Raw genomic sequence first — 18,998 nt, forward strand, 5'->3', positions numbered from 1 at the left:
CTAACGCGGGCATGTCGGCTCCCTACTTGATGCAATGGGTTAATGTAGCGTGCCATACGTTCGCTTGCTAGCGCTAGACGTTGGTTGTAGAAGGGCGGTTTTGCTTTGACACGTCTGTGTTGGGTCTTTTAATCTTCAAGCGCTTGTTACCGGTAACAGTTGGTGTTCAAGCTGTAGATATCCAGTCAATCCGCTACCTGCCAGGCACCCTGACAACGGTGGTTTTGTGCCCTCGCACATCAGGCCTTTTCGGAGAAATTATCTAATGAGCCCTACTTCTTATCGTATTTTGGTGATGGGTGCCTCCGGCTGCGGCAAATCCCACATTGGCCAGCAGCTAGCAGCCGCCATGAATGCCACGTTTATTGACGGTGACGATTATCACCCGCCTGCTAACGTAGCCAAAATGGCGGGCGGGACGCCGCTTAATGATGATGATCGTCAGGAGTGGCTTGAGAAGCTGTCGTCACTGTTTGCCCACTACCAGGCTCGAAATGAAACCGCTGTGATTGCGTGTTCGGGCTTAAAGCGGCGTTATCGGGATTGTTTGCGCAAGGGCGATTCAGCACTGCAAATTCTGTACCTGGAGGGGAGCGCTGAGCTATTACGCGAGCGCCTGGCCACCAGAGAAGGGCACTTCTTTAAAGGAGATAACATGCTGGCCAGCCAGCTTGCTGATTTACAACCGCCGGGTGATGATGAGGCCGTTAGCCTGTCCATTGCGCTCTCTCCAGAGGAGATTGTGAGCCGATTTACTGGCACACTCGATGCGCGGCTACCTTCGCCATCCAGCTAATCGTTGTTACAGAGGCAGTATCCCGTTTGAAGAAAAAACGCCCAACGCTACAAACTATTGCTGACCAGGTCGGGGCAACCAAAATGACGGTGAGTCGTTGCCTAAGAGACCCGGAAACTGTTTCAGAAGGCTTGCGCGAGCGTATTCTTAGCGTGGCCGAGCAGGTCGGCTATATTCCCAACCGAGCGCCGGATCTACTTTCGCGTGCTACCAGCCACTCTATTGGAGTGCTGGTTCCTTCGCTGACGAACCAGGTCTTTGCTGATGTCATCGTGGGGATTGAGAAACGTACCGAGCCTGCCGGTTATCATCTTATGCTGTCTCACTATGGGTATAGCCCGGCCGTTGAAGAGCGAAGCTTGGCATCGGTGCTGTCTTACAACGTGGATGGGGTGATTCTTTCGGACCATCATCACACTCCCCGCACGCTGCGAATGCTGGAAACCGCCGGTATTCCTGTGGTGGAAATCATGGACACCCATCATAAGCCGTTACAGCAGGCGGTAGGCTACGACAACGTTGCCGCAGCGTTTGATATGGTGAGTGAAATGATTCGCTATGGTCGGCAGCAGATTATTTATCTGGCTGTGCGGCTGGATGAGCGCACGCTGCAACGTGAGCAGGGCTACCGCCAGGCGATGGAACAGCACGGCCTTACGCCGGTAACGCTGCATAGCAGTCAACGCTCCTCTTACAGCGTAGGCGCAGCGCTTCTAGAGCAAATTTTAAACGACTACCCTCATACGGATGGCGTATTCTGCACTAACGATGACGTGGCCGTGGGGGCGTATTTTGAGTGTCAGCGCCGCGGTATTAACGTGCCTGGGCAGATGGCGATTGCGGGTTTCCACGGCCACGACGTGGGGCAGGCAATGACGCCAAAGCTTGCGAGTGTCATCACTCCACGCCAAGCCATTGGGGAGGCTGCCGCGCAAGCACTGCTGGCCAGGATTCAGGGCGAAGCGGTGGCTGATCATACGGTCGACTTGGGCTATCGCATCGAAACAGGCGCCACGCTATAGCCGGTTTTGATCGGACTATTACCGAGAGAAGCCGCACTGGTGATAAGCGCGCTGGCTGGTTAAAGTAACCATTTTCGTTTGTATCGAGGCTACCGTGCATATCTCCGAGCTCAATATTTATCCGGTCAAATCCTTAAAGGGTATCAGTCTTACCCACAGTGAACTGCTGCCCACTGGCCTTGCGTGGGACCGCCGCTGGATGCTGGTTGATACGCAGCAGCGCTTTGTGACCCAACGCCAGCGGCCTGCGCTAGCCACGGTAGAAGTGGCCTTAACCACCGATGCCTTGGTACTTTCACACCCCCATGTTGAGCCACTTTCGATACCGCTTGCAGAACCGAATGGCAACCTGCGTATCGTTCAGGTCTGGAATGATCACTGTAAGGCGTGGCCTGAAAGCAGCGACGTTTCAAGCTGGCTGGAAGCTGCTTTAGGTGAACAGGGCAGTGGCCTAAGCCTGGTCCGCTTCGCCACGCAGTTTAAACGTCCGGTAGAAACGGCGTTTTTAAACGGGGATGACGCCGACACGCTTTTTGCGGATGGCTACCCTTTTTTGATTGCTTCAACCGGCTCACTCAACGCGCTCAACCGTGCCCTTGAGGAGAGTGGTTGCCAGGCTATTCCCATGAACCGTTTTCGGCCCAGTATTGTGGTCGAAACCGACAAGCCATGGGCTGAAGATGGTTGGCAAGCGCTACAGGCTAGTAATGGCGCATTTGAACTTATTCTGCGTAAGCCGTGTAAACGTTGCAAAATTACCACGGTAGACCAGCAAACGGCCCAGATACCTGAGCCTGCCGAGCCGCTTAAAACGTTAATAGGCCTGAATACTCAGCCTGAATTAAAAGGCGCTTATTTTGGGCAGAATGCGACACTGCATGCTGGTGCAGGAAGCATTATTCGCGTGGGGGATACGCTGGTGGCTGAGGCGCGTGGCGCTTGAGACGCAGCAGTCGGGTGAGTAGTTTGATCGGACTCGCGCACGAGCTGATTTTTAACGCCGTATGGTCGAGCGCAGGCAGCTTTCGTACACAGCCTGGTGCGGCCTGGGAAGCGCTCATCATCTGAGTTCGGCACTGTGCTAAAAATCAGCTACGCTGAACGGGGTGGTCAGTTGCTCTATACGAGTGGCCATTCAACCTTTTTTGACCATATCAGTATCCACTGATCAATCAGGTCTTTCGCTATCACTGATAAGGAGTTTTTCATGGATCGTAAAGCTAGCGCACGTTGGGAAGGTGGACTGAAGGATGGAAAAGGCACCGTTTCAACCGAAAGTGGCGTTCTCAGTGCTAATTACTCCTTCAAACAGCGTTTTGAAGACGAAAAGGGCACCAATCCGGAAGAGCTGATTGGCGCTGCGCATGCCAGCTGCTTTTCAATGGCGCTTTCCAATATTTTAGGCGAGGCCGGTTATACCGCTGATGCTATTGATACCACTGCCAGCGTTACGCTGAAGCAGGATTCAGCAGGCTTTAGCATTTCCAACATTCATCTGGATGTCACCGCTGAAGTAAGTGGTGCCGATGAAGAGAGCTTCAAAGAGGCCGCCCAAAAAGCCAAAGAAAATTGTCCCGTATCAAAAGTGCTCAATGCAGAGATAAGCATGACGGCCCAGTTAAAAGGCTAGTGCTTTAGTGATAGGCGCTACGTTTAAAACACGTAGCGCTTTTTTAATGGCCAATATTTTATAATGAATGTTAAAGTGCAGTAGTTATAAGCCACTAAAGATTTAGTGCATGCCGTTTAGCGTGTAGGTTGCTATAGCGAATAGGTAAAGAGAGTGCGCTTTTTAAGGTGTTTGAAAAATAAAGAAAGCTTGATACTGTTGGTTTGAGTCCAGCGCTTGGCGTATATGTGTAAAGGGGAAGCGTTTTTTTATATTGTAGGAAGTGCGGGTGTTAAATGCACGCTATGCTTTAATTTGTATATAAAAAAGCCTTAGCAGAAGCTAAGGCTTTTAGAGCTAGTGTACTTAGAGCTAGTATACGAAGGCTGCTTTACGCTTCTGCTTCGTCACGCTCAAATTCAGCGGCTTCTTCAAGCGCTTCTTTTGAAGCGTTAACGCGGACATCATACTCGTTACCTTCCGCATCCCAGATCAGTTCGAGTGAATCCCACTCGATGGCGACATCTTTTTCACCCATGCCAAGGAAGCCGCCAACACCGATGATCACAGCGGTCACTTGACCACTCTCATCAATAATCAGGTCGTGTATAGTACCGATGTTCTCGTCATCTTCGACGGTGCTTTTAACATGATGGCCCTTAAGGGAGTCTGAGTAGAAAACGTTTTCTGGCACACTTGTCAGGTAGGTTGCTTCAACTTCAACGGTCGTTGATGTTGTTTCTTCGGCGCTTACGTTACCTGCTGCTAGCATGAAAGCAGGAACCATTAGTGTACCAATGACGGCTGATTTGATCATCTTCATTTCTCTTGCTCCTTGATAAGGCTCAGTATCTTACGTTGATGTCTAAATCAAATAGTTAGAACTAACGATTCAGAACGATCCAGTTTATGAACCAGGCAGTGATACTTGAATCGCTGCCTTTCCTTAAAATGCAGAATATACATTAGGTGTCAAAGGCTTGATGATCAGTTGCAAAGTATGCTTTAAGCCTTGTTTGCAATTAAAAAGCCTTGTTACGGTTGTGTGAAGCTCCGTGTTTGACACAATATCAATGTAGTCGCTGTGCTCTGTTTTTCAATAGTATTGTTAACATATTTTTTAAATATCGGATTTTTAAAGACTGTTGGCAAGGCTTTACAATCAATGGCAGGTTCGTTGTGCTAGTTAACGGAAGTTGTGTCAGGGGGCATGGAAGCCTGCCTCTTTCGAGAAGACTTCTCTGGGGTATGTATGCCGCTTTGATAGGGGTTAAGTAGCAGTTTTCGTAAAGCCTAGCGGGCAGGGTCCAGTACGCCGCCTAGCGAAGCATTACGCCTAAACCAGCCAGCAATGCTGGAGCGAGGTTGGTGGGTGGGAAGCACCTCGTGAGGAACGGTTTCTGACAAAAAGCAGGCAAACGTTCCGGCTTCCGGTACAACACGGGCAACTTCCTGACTGGCATCATCAGGGTGATAGATCACCATTTCGCCGCCGCCATCACTTGGCCATTGAGGATTTAAATAGCCGACGGTAGAAATTACTCGGTTGGCGCGGCCGCGAAAGCTGTCCAAATGGCGCTGGTAAAAAGCGCCCGCCGGATAATGGGCAAAATGCGCTTCATACTCAAAAAGGCCTAAAAACAGCGCTTGGTTAAGCGACTGCTGTAGCTCGCTCATTGCATCAAGATAGTGGCGTTGGGCTTCACTTTGACGATCCAGCCAGTGAATAGCATCGCCGCGAATATCCTTGCGCAAATGATGCTGCTGACCTCGGCCAATCCCGGCTTCTTCAAGCGCATCATGCTCGGCCATGTGCGAAAGCTCACGGTGTAAGGCGTGGCAAAGATCAAGATTGATCGCCGCGCGCCCCACATACCAGCCTTGCTCCACCAGCGCATCAACAATCGCTACTTGTGCAGCGGGCGTTAGCACGGGCGACGTGGTGAAGTTTGAAAGCATCATTTGCGTATACTCTTGGGCATCGCCGGATGGTGGTCAGCGGACAGTTGGCTGGTACGTTCAGGGCTAGTACGCTCAGGATAGTGCCGTAGTATACCCGGGGGTTGTTGATATAAGTCGATGGGCATGCCAAATCCTTCGGCTAACAACTCGACCAGCATCATCGCTGAAAGCCCCCAGATCACATGGCCATCCACGTGGTAACTAGGTACGTAGTGAGGTACGCCATCGACAGGAATGACATCCGTATGGGTACGCTGGTCCTCTAAAAAGTGGCTAAGAGGGACTTCAAAGATGGCGTCTAATTCACCGAGGTCTGCGACCAAAGGCAGGTCCGGTGGAATAATGCCCACCCACGGTGTTACCCGGAGGCCATGCAGCGAAATCACATCTGAAAGTCGGCCTAGCGGCTCGACCACTGCTGGATCAAGAGCGATCTCTTCCTGAGCTTCGCGCAGCGCCGTGGCGTAAAGATCTGTATCTTCCGGCTCGCGCTTGCCGCCGGGAAACGCAACCTGACCGCTATGGGTAGTTAAGTGGCTTGCCCTGCGTGTAAACAGCAAGGTAGGCGATGCGCGATCAACCACAGGAATCAGCACAGCGGCTTCGCGCATCTGACATTGATCTAGCCTTTGTGGGTTGAGCTGTTGCAGCCGTTTGCGTAGATTCTCTAACATGGGGTATCCCGTCACTTTGTCCCTTTTTACCCAGCAGTGGTTATGTGCGTCAAGCATCGATAACGTGTGCCATTTAGCCGTAGGAATATGCCATGAATTTTTGCAGCCAGTGCGGCGATAACGTACGTTTCGCGGTCCCCGAAGGTGATGATCGGCCGCGCTACCTATGCGATGCCTGCGGTACTATTCACTACCAGAATCCGCGCATTGTCGCTGGAACGCTACCCGTCAGTGGCTCCAAAGTCTTGTTATGTAAACGTGCCATTTCACCTCGTAAAGGCTACTGGACGCTGCCTGCCGGGTATATGGAAAACGCGGAAACGACGCAACAGGCTGCCGCCCGCGAAACCCGTGAGGAAGCGCATGCCGAGGTGCTCCTGGGCGACCTTTATACCCTGATTGATTTACCGCATATTAATCAGGTGTATATGATTTTTCGCGCAGAGCTTGTCGGTGGCTTTAGCGCCGGTGTTGAAAGCCTTGAGGTCGCCTTGTTTGATGAGCATGAAATCCCCTGGGATGAGATAGCCTTTCCGACCATTGAGCGGACGTTGCATCATTTCTACCGGGACCGGCTGGACCATCACTTTCCGCTACATACGGGCACGATCACATCTGAGGATCGTGAACGTTACTTCGGTAGTGCTTAAGCGAGCAAACCCTAAAGCTCGGCAAGCTGCCAAACATCATAAGCGACTTCTTCATAAGGGTGGGCAAGCTTAAGCGCGGCGATAGCCGCGTGGATGCAGGTGTCTTGGCAAACGAGCTCCACCTTAACCTCTTCGACGTGCTCGAGTGTTCCGACTGCGCCGATATGCGGGTCAGCACCCGAAAGCGGGCGAAACTGACCGGTGCCACGGGTTTGAAAGCAACAGGCTTCATAGTTGCCGATTCGCCCGGCGCCTGTCTCGAAAACGGCTTCTTTAACGCTTTCGGCATCGTCAATGGGCACAAAAAACGCAAGCTTATACATGCCATACTCCTGTTAAAACGTGACTTTAAAAAAATGGCACTTAAAACACAGCCTGGTGACATAGTAGTGAACAACAGTAGTGAACAATAGTAGCGAACAGACGGCTTCTGGTCGCATGATTAGCTTTGTATGATGACGCTTTTGTGAATATGGTTATTGTCACGTTATCAATGAAAGGCAGGACGCCAACCGATGGATAAATTTGAGGTGAAGTTGGACCAAGCGGCCAGAGCCGCCTGGATGTCGTATGTGGGCGGCCTAACGCAGGATGAAATCGCAAGCCAGTTGGGGGTTTCCCGACCAGGCGTACAGCGTCTGTTGGCGTTTGCGCGCCAGGAAGGGTTGGTGAAGGTGCATATTGACCATCCTATTTCGAGCTGCATGACGCTGGGCCACACGCTACGTGAACATTTTGGGCTGACCTTTTGCGATGTAGTGCCCGCTGAGACGGCATCTGCGGAAAGCGCCACGTACTACCTGGGCGTTGCCGGGGCAGAGCGCATCGGCAAGTTGGTTGAGCGTAGCGAGCCGTTGACGTTATCACTGGGTAGTGGACGCTCTGTGCGGGCGGCGGTAGAAGCGCTTGATCGAACGGAGCGGCCCCAGCACCGGTTTGTGTCGCTGGTGGGGAATGTCGCCCGGGATGGCTCGGCCAACCGCTACGACGCGGTGATGCTCTTGGCGGATAAAACCGGTGGCGAACGATTTCTACTCCCCGCGCCGGTGGTGGCCGAATCGATTGACGAGAAAAACGCAATGCTTTCCCAGCGCCTGTTTCAGGCTATCGCCAATGTGGCTCGGACGTCGGAAGCCGCGTTTATTGGGGTAGGGCGAATCGACCGCCAGGCGACGTTGTTCCAGGACCACTTTATCAGTGAGCGCGAGCTTGATGAATTGTTGGGTTTGGAGGCCGTGGGGGAGCTGCTCGGCTGGCCGTTAAATAGCCAAGGCGAAGTCATTGACTGCTCCATTACTCGGCGTGTGACAAGCTTGCCGCTTGAGCATTTTGGCAAGCATCTTATGGTCGCGATTGCCGGTGGCTACGATAAAGCGTTAGGCATTCATGCGGCACTACAAGGCGGCTGGTTAAAAGGCTTAATCACCGACGAAGTGGCGGCACGGCGCATTGTTGAGCGGCTACCTTCCCGCCAAGCGTAATGCGTTAAAAAGAGGCGTAATCATAAAGTCTAAGCCGCAGGGCTTTGATTTTTTTTCCTCTACGTACGATCATTTGTTCGAAACATGATCAAAATGATCAGGCGATAATAATGCCAACATTAGCCAAAGGAGAGTTATATGCGACTCGCGCGTCACTTGCCCGTCACCACCTTAGCAGCGGCCATTGCCGTGGCAGGCCATGCTCAGGCACAAACTGAAATCACGGTCGCCACCGTTAATAATAACGACATGGTGATCATGCAGAGCTTGACCGATGCGTTTGAAGAGGCGCATCCCGATATCACCCTGGACTGGGTCGTGCTGGAGGAGAACGTTCTTCGTCAGCGCATGACCACCGATATTGCCACGGGCGGCGGCCAGTTTGATGTTATGACGATTGGCGCTTATGAAGCACCGATCTGGGCGGAGCGCGAGTGGCTTGAACCCTTGAATGACCTGCCTGATGAGTACGCCGTAGACGACTTGTTGACCTCCGTACGCGACGGGCTAAGCCTTGACGGCACGCCCTACGCGCTGCCGTTTTATGCGGAAAGCTCGATGATGTACTACCGCAAAGACCTCTTCGAGGAGGCCGGGATTGAAATGCCCGAACAGCCGACCTGGAGCGAGGTACGCGATTGGGCCGAGCAGCTCCACGGTGCGCAGGAAGGAGTGGCGGGTATCTGCCTACGTGGCAAACCCGGTTGGGGTGAAAACATGGCCTTCGTCACTACGCTGGTCAATACCTACGGTGGCCGCTGGTTTGATGAAGAGTGGAACCCCGAAATCAATTCTGAGCCCTGGATGAATGCCATTGAGTTCTATGTGGACCTGCTGGGTAACTACGGTCCTCCTGGCGCCAGCTCCAACGGCTTTAATGAAAACCTGGCGCTGTTCTCACGCGGTAACTGTGCGATGTGGGTCGACGCTACCTCCGCCGCGGGCACGCTTTATGATGGTGACGAGTCGAGCGTCGCCGACAACCTCGGTTTTGCCCCGGCGCCCGTGGCTGAAACGCCAAAAGGCTCGCACTGGTTATGGACCTGGGCACTGGCAATTCCTGCCTCCTCCGAGCATAAGGATGCTGCTAAGCAGTTTATCACCTGGGCGACATCACAAGAGTACATTGAGCTGGTGGGCGAAACCCAAGGGTGGACCAACGTACCGCCGGGCACTCGCGCATCCACCTACGCTAATGAGCAGTACACGGAGGCGGCGCCTTTCGCTGATTTTGTGCTGAACGCGATTCAAAATGCCGACCCGACCGACTCCACGCTAGAGCCGAACCCGTATACCGGCGTGCAAATTGTCAATATTCCCGAGTTCCAAGCGATTGGCACCCAGGTAGGGCAGAGCATTGCCGCTGCGTTAACCGGTGACACCACGGTAGAGCAAGCGCTAAACAGCGCTCAGCGCGCCACTGAGCGCACTATGCAGCGAGCGGGTTACAACGACTAATAAGTAAAAGCGCCTACCCGTTACGCGGGTAGGCGTGTTGTAACGGTTTCTCGTTGGTTTTTTCGCGCAGGTATTCCCATGACTAAAACACGTGCTTCTGGCCGTACGGTTGGCGGGCTAAGAACGTTATCGCTTCAAGCTCCCGCTGTGACGCTGCTGTTGTTATGGATGATCATACCGTTAGGCATGACGATATGGTTCTCCTTCCAGTACTACAACCTGCTGATGCCGGGCATGAGTGGCTTTGCCGGGGTTGAAAACTACGAGTATTTGCTAACCGACCCCGCACTTTGGAAGGCAATGGGCAATACCTTGCTGCTGGTAGGCTGGGTATTGGCGATTACCGTAGTGGGCGGCACGCTGCTGGCCGTTCTTTTTCAACAAGACTTTGCCGGGCGCGGTATTGCCCGAGTGCTGGCAATTTCACCCTTTTTTGTGATGCCCACCGTGAGTGCGCTGGTGTGGAAGAACATGATGATGCACCCCTCCAACGGAGTGTTGGCATGGTTGGCAAACTCACTTGGTTTGCCTGCCGTGGATTGGTTTTCAACGCTCCCGTTAACCTCCATCGTGATTATTGTGGCGTGGCAGTGGCTACCCTTTGCGCTGTTGATTCTGCTCACCGCCATGCAGTCCCTGGATGAAGACCAGGTGGAAGCCGCACGAATGGATGGTGCTGGGCCTATCGCGATCTTCTTCTTTATAACGCTTCCTCATCTTAAGCGAGCCATCAGCGTGGTGATCATGATTGAGATGATCTTCCTGCTGACTATTTTTGCTGAAATTTTTGTGACCACCTCGGGCGGGCCTGGGCTTGCGACCACCAATTTGGCTTATCTGATCTACATGCGGGCGCTGCTTGATTTTGATGTGGGTGTTGCCTCTGCAGGCGGGGTAATCGCGATTATTCTTGCCAACATCGTGGCGATTTTCCTGGTGCGGATGGTTGCGAAAAACCTTGAAGATTAGCGCTTTGGGCACTTGGAGAATATAAATGTCATTATTACGTTCCACTACGCCAGCGCAAAATGTGTCGGGGGCGGGCACTGCCCGCGGGTCAGCCGGCATGAAAACGCTCGTGATTACGCTGGTGGGCTGGTCGGTAGCGCTGGTGATTTTCTTCCCGATTTTATGGATGATACTCACCGGGTTTAAAACCGAAGCGGCTGCAATTGCCGACCCAAGCTTTATCTTTACGCCCACGCTTGAAAGCTACGAAGCCGTGCAGGCGCGCTCAGGCTACGCACGCTTTGCGCTCAACAGTGTTGCCGTCGCCTTTGGCTCGACGTTTCTGGCGCTGTTAATTGCTATTCCTTCTGCCTATGCCATGGCCTTTCTGCCCACTAAACGCACCAAGGGCACGTTGCTCTGGATGCTCTCTACCAAGATGCTGCCGCCTGTTGGCGTGTTGGTACCGATCTATCTTATTTTCCGCGATGTCGGACTGCTGGACACCCGCACTGGGCTGATCATTATTTACACGCTAATGAACCTGCCGATTGTGGTGTGGATGCTTTACACCTTCTTTAAGGACATGCCCAAGGACATCCTTGAAGCTGGGCGAATGGACGGTGCCTCGACGCTGCAAGAAGTGTTCTTCCTGCTCTTGCCGCTCACTCTGCCAGGCATTGCCTCTACCGGTTTGCTCTCGGTTATCTTGAGCTGGAACGAAGCGTTCTGGAGTCTCAATCTCACCTCTTCCAAGGCGGCACCGTTAACCGCTTATATCGCCTCGTTCTCAAGTCCTGAAGGGCTGTTCTGGGCCAAGCTCTCGGCGGCTTCTACCATGGCCATCGCCCCTATCCTCATTCTTGGCTGGATGACCCAAAAACAAATGGTGCGTGGCCTGACCTTTGGCGCCGTCAAGTAAAGGAGTTTTGCATGGCAACCTTACAACTTAACAATATTACCAAGCGCTTTGGCGACACCGCGGTCATCAAAGGGATCAACCTTGAAGTCAACGACCGCGAGTTTGTGGTGTTTGTGGGGCCTTCCGGCTGCGGAAAATCAACGCTGATGCGCATTATCGCGGGGCTTGAGAGCGCCACTGATGGCGATATCGTGATTGATGGCCAGCGAATGAACGATGTGGGGCCTGCCGACCGTGGCTTGGCGATGGTGTTTCAAAGCTATGCCCTGTACCCGCACATGACGGTAGAGGGCAATATGGGCTTTAGCATGCGCTTGGCCGGTGTGCCCAAAGAGGAGCGCCGCGCCAAGGTGCTGGAAACCGCTAAAATACTTCAGCTTGAGCCGCTGCTTGACCGCAAGCCCAAGGCGCTTTCCGGGGGGCAGCGTCAGCGCGTGGCGATTGGTCGAGCCATCGTGCGTAACCCGAGTATTTTCCTGTTTGATGAGCCGCTTTCCAACCTGGATGCCGCGCTGCGCGTACAGATGCGTATTGAGCTTGCCCGCCTGCACGAAAAACTCAACGCCACCATGATTTACGTGACCCACGACCAGATTGAAGCCATGACCATGGCCGACAAAATTGTCGTCTTGCATGACGGCGTGGTCGAACAGGTCGGTTCACCCATGGCGCTCTACCATCACCCGGCCAACCGCTTTGTGGCCGGGTTTATTGGCTCGCCAAAAATGAATTTCTTTGATGTTGAATTAATCAGCACCTCGCCGGAAGGTGTTCAGGTTCGCTTGCCAGGTGGTGGCGAGTGCACGGTGCCCGTCAACGCCCAAGCGCTTGAAAACGCGTCTTCTGAAAACACACCTATCGAAAGCCAGCCAGCCCTTGAATTGGGCATTCGTCCCGAGCACTTGGTGCTTGATGAGGCGGGTGCACTCAGTGGCCAAATTGAAGTGCTTGAGCGCTTGGGTGGGCAAACCTCGCTGTATGTCCGTATGGGTGATCTGTTGGTCACGCTGATGACGGATGGGGATGTGGCCTATCGCGTTCACGAGACCATACGCTTTGGCTTCGCCCCTGAGCGGGCACACTTGTTTGCGGCCGATGGCCGCGCGTTGCCCAGTCTTGCTCAGCATCCGCTGGCCGGGCTTACGCGACACGATAACCGCACATCAGGTGACGCTGAGGCGCTGGCATGAAGGCGGTTATATTTGATTGCGATGGCGTGTTGGTCGATAGCGAAGCACTGGCGGAAGGTGTGCTGGAGGAGTATCTCGGTAGGTGGCTACCCGATTTGAACATTGCCGAGCGGCTTGGCCAGGCGTTGGGAATGACCACCGGCGATATTCTTAAGCATCTGGAGCAGCACAGCGTGTATACGCTACCTGATAACGCCACTGAGCAGGTGGACTCGACTATTGAGGCGCGCCTGGCGCGTGAGCTTACCCCTGTCGCGGGCGCGCACGATGCCGTGCTGGCAATTCCCTTGGCCAAGGCGGTGGTATCCAACAGCCGCCGTCAGCGGGTTGTAGCGTCACTTGCGTGCACTCAGCTGGCCGATGCCTTTGGCAAGGACACGCCTATTTTTACGGCGGACCAGGTAGCCAACCCCAAGCCAGACCCCGCGCTTTATCTGCTGGCCGCCACGCAGCTGGGCTATCTCCCCGGTAATTGCCTGGTCATCGAAGACAGCGTGGCGGGTGTCACCGCCGCTCACGCGGCCGGTATGTGTGTCATTGGTTTTGTCGGTGCCAGCCACGTGGATGCCGAACAGCCAGCACGGCTTTTACACGCAGGCGCCTGGCGTATTTTGGAGCACATGCAGGGGCTGAACGCGCTGGTGAATGAGTGGCAAGTACGCGTTGCTAGCTAAGCAGGCGGCTGTTAGCACTCAACAACACTCAAATAAGACGGGGCGATAATGAAACTGACCGATAAAGTGGCGGTGATTACCGGGGGCGCACGGGGCATCGGCTTGGCGATTGCGAAACGCTATTTGGAAGAGGGAGCCAGGGTGGTAGTGGCAGATATTGATGCCGCGGCCATTGAGGAAGCCCTTGCCGTGCTACGCCAGCAGGCCCGTGGGCAGGAGACATTAGGGGTCGTGCTTAATGTCTGCCAGCGCGCCTCTATTGATGCCATGGTGGAAAAGGTCGTGGCGCATTTTGGCGGTATCGATATTTTGGTCAATAACGCCGCAGTTTTTGATTTGGCACCGGTGCTTGAAGTGACCGAGGAGAGTTTTGATAAGCAGTTTGCGGTGAACACCAAGGGGCTTTTCTTTACGCTACAGGCGGTTGCTCAATGGATGGTGGAGCAGGGGCGGGGAGGCAAAATTATCAATATGGCCTCCCAAGCGGGCCGACGCGGCGAGGCATTAGTGAGCGTTTACTGCGCCAGTAAAGCCGCCGTGATCAGCCTGACGCAATCCTCTGGGCTGGACTTGATCAAGCACGCGATCAACGTTAACGGTATTGCCCCGGGCGTCGTCGATACCCCGATGTGGGAAGCGGTGGATGCGCTGTTTGCCCGCTATGAAAACCGCCCCTTGGGTGAGAAAAAGCGCTTGGTCAGTGAAGCCGTGCCCTTTGGCCGCATGGGCTTGCCGGAGGATCACACCGGTGCTGCGGTCTTTTTGGCCAGTGCCGACAGCGATTACGTTGTTGCTCAGACGCTCAATGTGGATGGCGGTAACTGGATGAGCTGAGGTGGTTATGACACCCGAACTTGATAGCCTGGCCCGCCAAATTATTGGTTCAGCCGAAGGCGCTTCGCGCTATCTGGTTGCGCTCGCAGGGCCGCCCGGCGCAGGCAAGTCCTATCGTAGCGCTCTGCTTTGCGAGGCCATTAATCAGTTGCTTCCAGGCCAGGCGGGGCTCGTGCCGATGGACGGCTACCATTTCGACAATGCCGTGCTGGGCAAGCAGCAACTGCCGATAAAAGGCGCGCCTCATACCTTCGATGTGGACGGGTTGCGCAGCGCCCTTGAGCGTATTCGCCAGGCGCAGCATCCGGTCGCGGTGCCCGTCTTTGATCGGCCATTGGATTTAGCACGGGCGGGAGGGCGGCTCATCACCCTTGAGCAGCGCATTGTGATTGTCGAGGGCAACTACTTGCTGCTCGACCGATCCCCATGGCGTGAGTTACGCCCGCTGTTTGACTGGACGCTGTTTCTGGATGTCGACGATGAAATATTGGTGGACCGGCTAATCCAGCGCTGGCTGGAAATGGGCCAGGACCACGCGGGGGCGCTGGAGCGCACCCACCGAAAAGATATGCTCAACGCGCAACTCGTCAAACGCTGCTCCTTACCTCCCGATCAACACTGGCACTAATGCCAATGCGCTGCTTCATCCTCTTTTTAACCGTTTTCAAACTTACCCATCGCGCCAAGCAGGTTTTGGCTGGAGAGTACCCATGACCCGACTTAATAATCACAATCTGGGCAATTTAAACGGCGATGTTGCCATACCATGCTATGAGCGTGCGAAGCTAACGCCTGGCATTGTGCATGTCGGCGTGGGCGGTTTTCATCGGGCTCATCAGGCCATGTACCTTGATGAGCTGATGCAGCAAGGGCTGGCGCTTGATTGGGGTATCGTGGGCGTTGGCGTTATGCAGGGTGATAAACGCATGCAGCAGGCGCTTGCCGCGCAGGATTACCTTTACACTCTGGTGGTGAAGCATCCTAACGGGCAGTACGCGCCTCGGGTTATCGGCAGCATGGTCAAGTACCTGTTTGCCCCGGAAGACGCAGAGGCGGTCATTGAGCAGATGGCCGACCCGGCCATTCGGATTGTGTCACTCACCGTGACGGAAGGAGGCTATAACTTTCATCCGGTGACGGGCGAATTTAATCTGGAAAATCCCCAGGTGCGTGAGGATCTTGCGCATCCTGAAAAGCCCTCCACCAGTTTTGGCCTGATTGTCGAGGCGCTGGTACGCCGCCGTGAGCGCGGTATTGCTCCGTTTACCGTCATGTCGTGTGACAACATTCAGGGCAATGGCGACGTGGCCAAGCGTATGTTCACCGCCTATGCCCGTGCCCGTGATAGCCAACTGGGCGAGTGGCTTGCGTCAGAAGTTGCGTTTCCCAACGCCATGGTCGACCGCATCACTCCCGTTACCGCACAGGCGGATATTAACGAACTGTCTCAGCGCTTTGGGGTAGAAGACGCTTGGCCGGTGGTATGCGAGCCGTTTACGCAGTGGGTACTGGAAGATCACTTCCCGCTGGGCCGTCCGCCGTTTGAGCAGGTCGGCGTGCAGGTGGTCGAAGATGTCGAGCCCTACGAGTTAATGAAGCTGCGGCTTTTAAATGCCAGCCATCAGGCGCTCACCTACTTTGGCTATTTAGCGGGCTATCGCTATGCCCACGAAGTTTGCCAGGACCCCTTGTTTGTGGATTTTCTGCTCGGCTATATGCGTGAAGAGGGCTCGCCCACGCTGGCGCCTGTGCCCGGTGTCGACCTGGAGGCTTACCGCTTAACGCTGATTGAACGGTTTGCCAACCCCGAAATTAAGGATACGCTAGCGCGGCTGTGTGCCGAAAGTTCAGACCGTATTCCCAAGTGGCTGGTGCCGGTGATCCATCATCAGCTGGCACACGGAGGCGAGATCAAGCGCAGCGCAGCGGTAGTGGCCAGCTGGGCACGCTACGCTGAAGGGGTTGATGAGCAGGGCGAGCCCATCGAGATTGTAGATCGCTTAAAGGAAACGCTGACCGCAATCGCCGCTGAAAACCGTACCCGGCCCAGTGCGTTTATCGACAATCGTGAGCTGTTCGGCGACCTGGTCGAACATCCGCGCTTTTATGAGGCTTATGTCCAAACGCTTAATTCGCTGCATAAGCGCGGCGCACGGGCTACGCTTGAGGCGCTTGTGGCATCCAAAGGAACGCTGTGATGTATATTGGTGTGGATTGCGGTACCCAGAGTACCAAGGTCGTAGTGGTTGATGTGGAGCGCGGCGTTATCCTGGGCGAGGCAAGCCGCCCGCATCGGCTGGATGAAGGTGAAAATGGCCGCCGTGAACAGGCGCCCTCTGAATGGTTGGCCGCTTTAAAAGGTGCCTTTTTTAGTGCCCTGGAGCGCGCTGGGGTCAATGCCTCGCAGGTTCGCGGTATCGGTGTGTCAGGTCAGCAGCATGGCATGGTGGCGTTGGATGCCGATGGCGTGCCGGTTTACCCCGCCAAACTATGGTGCGATACCGAAACCAGCGCCCAAAACAGTGACCTTGTCGCCCGCTTGGGCGGTGAAGCAGGGTGCCTGGAGAAGCTGGGGCTGGTGCTACAGACCGGCTATACCGCCTCTAAAATCGCTTGGCTGCGCGAGCATCAGCCGGACGCCTACCAGCGCATCGATAGTCTGTTATTGCCCCACGATTACCTGAATTTTTGGCTGACAGGCGAGCGTGTGACCGAAGCGGGCGATGCCTCGGGCACTGGCTATTTTGATACCCGCACGCGGCGCTGGCAACTGGAGGTGTTTGCTGAAATAGCCCCTGAGCTTGACCCGCAACGCGTACTACCACGCTTGTTGGAAGCTCATGAACCGGCAGGGATGGTGCGCCCACTGATTGCCTGCGAGCTGGGGCTTGGCGATAACGTGGTGGTCTCTTCAGGCGGCGGCGACAACATGCTAGGGGCGATTGGTACCGGCAACATCACCCCAGGCCTGATAACCCTTAGCCTGGGCACCTCGGGCACCGTTTGCGCTTCTTCACCTGAGCCTATTCACTGCGATAACGCCATGGTGGCTAATTTCTGCTCAAGTGCTGGCGGGTGGTTGCCGCTTATCTGCACCATGAACGTGACTTCGGCTACCACGCGGATACGTGAACTGTTTGGTTTGGATTTAACAACGTTTAGCGACCTGGTGGCCAGCGCTCCGGTAGGTGCTGAGGGCGTTACCGTGCTGCCGTTTTTCAACGGCGAGCGCGTACCCATGCTGCCGGAGGCGTCGGCTGATTTTTTGGGCTTGAACAGTATCAATACCCACCAGGCAAACCTGTGCCGTGCGGTGGTTGAAGGGGCTACCTTCGGACTGCGCTATGGGCTTGAATTACTGGGCGATTTAACCGCAGGCGCCAGCCAAATCCGGCTGATCGGCGGCGGGGCTAATAGCCCGGTATGGCGGCAGATGGTGGCCGATATTACGGGCACGGAAGTGATATGCCCTGAGATTACCGATGCCGCTGCGCTAGGTGCGGCCATTCAAGCTGCATGGTGTGATCAACGTGCACAGGGCGTAACGCTTGACGCGTTATGTAACCGCCTCGTTCATCTTGATGCGCAATCGCTTGCTGAGCCGAACCTTGCACGCGTTGAGGCGTATCAAGAGGTCTATGCGCGCTATACACAAGCACTAAAGCAGCGCCATCAAAACGTATAGCGGCTTAAACATTTTCAAAAAATCGACGTACACAGGGGTTAGCAGGCACACTGGGGGAATACTATCCAGCGGAGACGGCGATGGATGCTACCCTGCGAAGGTTGCTCGACGCCCAAGCGATACGGCCAACCGGTGAATTAACGCCGCTTGGCGGTGGAGACAGTGCGGCGGTATATGCACTTGAAACCTGCCAGGGGCAGGTGGTCGTCAAGCATGACAAGGCCGAGCGCTTGCGCGGAGAAGCGGAAGGGCTACGTGCCCTTAGAGGAGCCTGCAAAACGCTTATTGTGCCGGACGTGCTAGGCCTGGATGAAGAGTGGTTGCTGCTTGAGTCGTTAAACACCCAACCCAGCGGGCCCACCAGTGACACCCTCTTGGGCGAAGGGCTGCGTGAGCTGCATAGCGCCATTGGCGAAGCCCACGGCTGGCATGAGGATAATGCCTGTGGGCAAACGCCACAATCCAATACGCTGCATAAGGATGGGCGCGTTTTTCAGCGCGAGCGGCGCCTATTCCCGCTTAGTGATGCCTGCTTTCAACACGGTTTGATTGATCATGCACTACGCGCCCGCATTGAACACATTGCTTATCAGCTTGAAGAGTGGCTGCCAGAGGCGCCCGCAAGCCTTTTGCATGGCGACTTATGGTCGGGCAACGTATTGATCACTACCCGTGGCTCTGCCTTGATCGACCCTGCCGTTTATCGTCATTATCCCGATGTGGATATTGCCATGCTGACGCTGTTTGGTTCGCCGGGCAGCGGCTTTTTTGATGCCTACTGGGAGAGCAGTGCCCCGGCTGATTGGCCGAGGCGTGAGGCGCTGTTTCAGCTGTACCCGCTGCTTAACCATTTACTGCTTTTTGGAGCGACCTATCGCACCGGTATTGAGCAGCGCGTAGCTCTACTTGAAACCTGCGCTCACTAAGCTGAAAGCGAAGTGGCGGTAGTAGCAGTAATAGATGTAGCAAAAGAAGTAGTAATAGAAGAATTACCCACTAAAGTACAAACAATAAAATATAAACAAAGGGGCAGGGCGATAGCGTGAAGAATAGCAGAGAAGCAGTGCTGAAAATCCTGGCGTCATGCTTTGGT

Annotated in this window: 20 protein-coding genes; 16 read left to right on the plus strand and 4 right to left on the minus strand. The window is 54.6% G+C overall.

The window, feature by feature from the left end; genetic code table 11:
• Positions 1-265 precede the first annotated feature (265 nt).
• The 4 genes from ACT3TJ_RS15025 (at position 266) to ACT3TJ_RS15040 (ending at position 3,448) form a co-directional block, all read left to right on the plus strand.
• On the plus strand, positions 266-796 hold the full coding sequence (locus ACT3TJ_RS15025) for a gluconokinase (RefSeq protein ID WP_444622470.1): 531 nt from the start codon (positions 266-268) through the stop codon (positions 794-796).
• A gap of 26 nt (positions 797-822) precedes the next feature.
• Positions 823-1,818, plus strand: a complete 996-nt coding sequence (gene gntR / locus ACT3TJ_RS15030) for a gluconate operon transcriptional repressor GntR (RefSeq protein ID WP_444622469.1) — start codon at positions 823-825, stop codon at positions 1,816-1,818.
• A gap of 94 nt (positions 1,819-1,912) precedes the next feature.
• Positions 1,913-2,761, plus strand: a complete 849-nt coding sequence (locus ACT3TJ_RS15035) for an MOSC domain-containing protein (protein WP_444622468.1) — start codon at positions 1,913-1,915, stop codon at positions 2,759-2,761.
• Between the two features lie 264 nt (positions 2,762-3,025).
• A complete protein-coding gene (locus ACT3TJ_RS15040) occupies positions 3,026-3,448 on the plus strand; it encodes an OsmC family protein (protein WP_172115999.1) in 423 nt (140 codons plus the stop codon).
• A 370-nt stretch (positions 3,449-3,818) separates the two neighbouring features.
• Here ACT3TJ_RS15040 and ACT3TJ_RS15045 read toward each other — a convergent pair whose 3' ends face one another.
• From ACT3TJ_RS15045 to ACT3TJ_RS15055, 3 genes are all read right to left on the minus strand, one after another.
• Entirely contained in the window at positions 3,819-4,250 is a 432-nt protein-coding gene (locus ACT3TJ_RS15045) for a PRC-barrel domain-containing protein (RefSeq protein ID WP_172116000.1), read from the minus strand.
• A 470-nt stretch (positions 4,251-4,720) separates the two neighbouring features.
• The gene (locus ACT3TJ_RS15050) at positions 4,721-5,389 is read right to left on the minus strand and encodes a 2OG-Fe(II) oxygenase (RefSeq protein WP_444622467.1); all 669 of its coding nucleotides are present in this window, start codon (positions 5,387-5,389) and stop codon (positions 4,721-4,723) included.
• Positions 5,386-6,063 carry a CoA pyrophosphatase gene (locus ACT3TJ_RS15055; protein WP_172116002.1) on the minus strand — a complete coding sequence of 226 codons (678 nt, stop codon included), beginning with the start codon at positions 6,061-6,063 and terminating at the stop codon, positions 5,386-5,388. The genes ACT3TJ_RS15050 and ACT3TJ_RS15055 overlap by 4 nt, the downstream gene beginning before the upstream one ends.
• 92 nt (positions 6,064-6,155) lie before the next feature.
• Here ACT3TJ_RS15055 and ACT3TJ_RS15060 point away from each other — a divergent pair, with 92 nt between their 5' ends.
• Positions 6,156-6,713, plus strand: coding sequence for an NUDIX hydrolase (locus ACT3TJ_RS15060; protein ID WP_193053972.1), 558 nt, complete (start codon positions 6,156-6,158; stop codon positions 6,711-6,713).
• A gap of 11 nt (positions 6,714-6,724) precedes the next feature.
• Here the strand turns inward: ACT3TJ_RS15060 and ACT3TJ_RS15065 are convergent, their stop codons facing one another.
• Complete coding sequence (locus ACT3TJ_RS15065) at positions 6,725-7,036, minus strand: NGG1p interacting factor NIF3 (RefSeq protein ID WP_444622466.1); 312 nt, start codon at positions 7,034-7,036, stop codon at positions 6,725-6,727.
• Positions 7,037-7,228: 192 nt separating this feature from the next.
• Here ACT3TJ_RS15065 and ACT3TJ_RS15070 point away from each other — a divergent pair, with 192 nt between their 5' ends.
• From ACT3TJ_RS15070 to ACT3TJ_RS15120, 11 genes are all read left to right on the plus strand, one after another.
• Positions 7,229-8,194, plus strand: coding sequence for a sugar-binding transcriptional regulator (locus ACT3TJ_RS15070; protein WP_193053970.1), 966 nt, complete (start codon positions 7,229-7,231; stop codon positions 8,192-8,194).
• A gap of 138 nt (positions 8,195-8,332) precedes the next feature.
• Positions 8,333-9,652, plus strand: coding sequence for an ABC transporter substrate-binding protein (locus ACT3TJ_RS15075; protein ID WP_444622465.1), 1,320 nt, complete (start codon positions 8,333-8,335; stop codon positions 9,650-9,652).
• 78 nt (positions 9,653-9,730) lie between these two features.
• The gene (locus tag ACT3TJ_RS15080; RefSeq protein ID WP_441679405.1) at positions 9,731-10,621 is read left to right on the plus strand and encodes a carbohydrate ABC transporter permease; all 891 of its coding nucleotides are present in this window, start codon (positions 9,731-9,733) and stop codon (positions 10,619-10,621) included.
• 25 nt (positions 10,622-10,646) lie between these two features.
• Positions 10,647-11,522 (plus strand): carbohydrate ABC transporter permease, encoded by an 876-nt coding sequence (locus ACT3TJ_RS15085; RefSeq protein WP_193053967.1) that lies wholly within the window; start codon positions 10,647-10,649, stop codon positions 11,520-11,522.
• Positions 11,523-11,533: 11 nt separating this feature from the next.
• Entirely contained in the window at positions 11,534-12,712 is a 1,179-nt protein-coding gene (locus ACT3TJ_RS15090; RefSeq protein ID WP_441679404.1) for an ABC transporter ATP-binding protein, read from the plus strand.
• A complete protein-coding gene (locus ACT3TJ_RS15095) occupies positions 12,709-13,386 on the plus strand; it encodes an HAD family hydrolase (protein WP_444622464.1) in 678 nt (225 codons plus the stop codon). The genes ACT3TJ_RS15090 and ACT3TJ_RS15095 overlap by 4 nt, the downstream gene beginning before the upstream one ends.
• A gap of 48 nt (positions 13,387-13,434) precedes the next feature.
• The gene (locus ACT3TJ_RS15100; RefSeq protein WP_444622463.1) at positions 13,435-14,220 is read left to right on the plus strand and encodes an L-iditol 2-dehydrogenase; all 786 of its coding nucleotides are present in this window, start codon (positions 13,435-13,437) and stop codon (positions 14,218-14,220) included.
• 7 nt (positions 14,221-14,227) lie between these two features.
• A complete protein-coding gene (locus tag ACT3TJ_RS15105; protein WP_444622462.1) occupies positions 14,228-14,848 on the plus strand; it encodes a nucleoside/nucleotide kinase family protein in 621 nt (206 codons plus the stop codon).
• Positions 14,849-14,930: 82 nt separating this feature from the next.
• The gene (locus ACT3TJ_RS15110; RefSeq protein WP_444622461.1) at positions 14,931-16,418 is read left to right on the plus strand and encodes a mannitol dehydrogenase family protein; all 1,488 of its coding nucleotides are present in this window, start codon (positions 14,931-14,933) and stop codon (positions 16,416-16,418) included.
• Positions 16,418-17,905: a xylulokinase gene (gene xylB, locus ACT3TJ_RS15115; RefSeq protein ID WP_444622460.1), complete on the plus strand. Its 1,488-nt coding sequence runs from the start codon at positions 16,418-16,420 to the stop codon at positions 17,903-17,905. The genes ACT3TJ_RS15110 and xylB overlap by 1 nt, the downstream gene beginning before the upstream one ends.
• Positions 17,906-17,985: 80 nt before the next feature.
• Positions 17,986-18,831, plus strand: coding sequence for a fructosamine kinase family protein (locus tag ACT3TJ_RS15120; protein ID WP_444622459.1), 846 nt, complete (start codon positions 17,986-17,988; stop codon positions 18,829-18,831).
• The last annotated feature ends 167 nt before the right edge of the window (positions 18,832-18,998 follow it).

The sequence above is a fragment of the Halomonas sp. AOP30-A1-24 genome (genome assembly GCF_052378165.1).
Lineage (GTDB): Bacteria > Pseudomonadota > Gammaproteobacteria > Pseudomonadales > Halomonadaceae > Vreelandella > Vreelandella citrativorans.

Coding starts and splice junctions, on each gene's coding strand:
- ACT3TJ_RS15025 (WP_444622470.1), top strand. CDS start 266: ATGAGCCCTACTTCTTATCGTATTTTGGTGATGGGTGCCTCCGGCTGC.
- ACT3TJ_RS15040 (WP_172115999.1), top strand. CDS start 3,026: ATGGATCGTAAAGCTAGCGCACGTTGGGAAGGTGGACTGAAGGATGGA.
- ACT3TJ_RS15045 (WP_172116000.1), bottom strand. CDS start 4,250: ATGAAGATGATCAAATCAGCCGTCATTGGTACACTAATGGTTCCTGCT.
- ACT3TJ_RS15050 (WP_444622467.1), bottom strand. CDS start 5,389: ATGATGCTTTCAAACTTCACCACGTCGCCCGTGCTAACGCCCGCTGCA.
- ACT3TJ_RS15055 (WP_172116002.1), bottom strand. CDS start 6,063: ATGTTAGAGAATCTACGCAAACGGCTGCAACAGCTCAACCCACAAAGG.
- ACT3TJ_RS15060 (WP_193053972.1), top strand. CDS start 6,156: ATGAATTTTTGCAGCCAGTGCGGCGATAACGTACGTTTCGCGGTCCCC.
- ACT3TJ_RS15065 (WP_444622466.1), bottom strand. CDS start 7,036: ATGTATAAGCTTGCGTTTTTTGTGCCCATTGACGATGCCGAAAGCGTT.
- ACT3TJ_RS15070 (WP_193053970.1), top strand. CDS start 7,229: ATGGATAAATTTGAGGTGAAGTTGGACCAAGCGGCCAGAGCCGCCTGG.
- ACT3TJ_RS15075 (WP_444622465.1), top strand. CDS start 8,333: ATGCGACTCGCGCGTCACTTGCCCGTCACCACCTTAGCAGCGGCCATT.
- ACT3TJ_RS15080 (WP_441679405.1), top strand. CDS start 9,731: ATGACTAAAACACGTGCTTCTGGCCGTACGGTTGGCGGGCTAAGAACG.
- ACT3TJ_RS15085 (WP_193053967.1), top strand. CDS start 10,647: ATGTCATTATTACGTTCCACTACGCCAGCGCAAAATGTGTCGGGGGCG.
- ACT3TJ_RS15090 (WP_441679404.1), top strand. CDS start 11,534: ATGGCAACCTTACAACTTAACAATATTACCAAGCGCTTTGGCGACACC.
- ACT3TJ_RS15095 (WP_444622464.1), top strand. CDS start 12,709: ATGAAGGCGGTTATATTTGATTGCGATGGCGTGTTGGTCGATAGCGAA.
- ACT3TJ_RS15100 (WP_444622463.1), top strand. CDS start 13,435: ATGAAACTGACCGATAAAGTGGCGGTGATTACCGGGGGCGCACGGGGC.
- ACT3TJ_RS15105 (WP_444622462.1), top strand. CDS start 14,228: ATGACACCCGAACTTGATAGCCTGGCCCGCCAAATTATTGGTTCAGCC.
- ACT3TJ_RS15110 (WP_444622461.1), top strand. CDS start 14,931: ATGACCCGACTTAATAATCACAATCTGGGCAATTTAAACGGCGATGTT.
- xylB (WP_444622460.1), top strand. CDS start 16,418: ATGTATATTGGTGTGGATTGCGGTACCCAGAGTACCAAGGTCGTAGTG.
- ACT3TJ_RS15120 (WP_444622459.1), top strand. CDS start 17,986: ATGGATGCTACCCTGCGAAGGTTGCTCGACGCCCAAGCGATACGGCCA.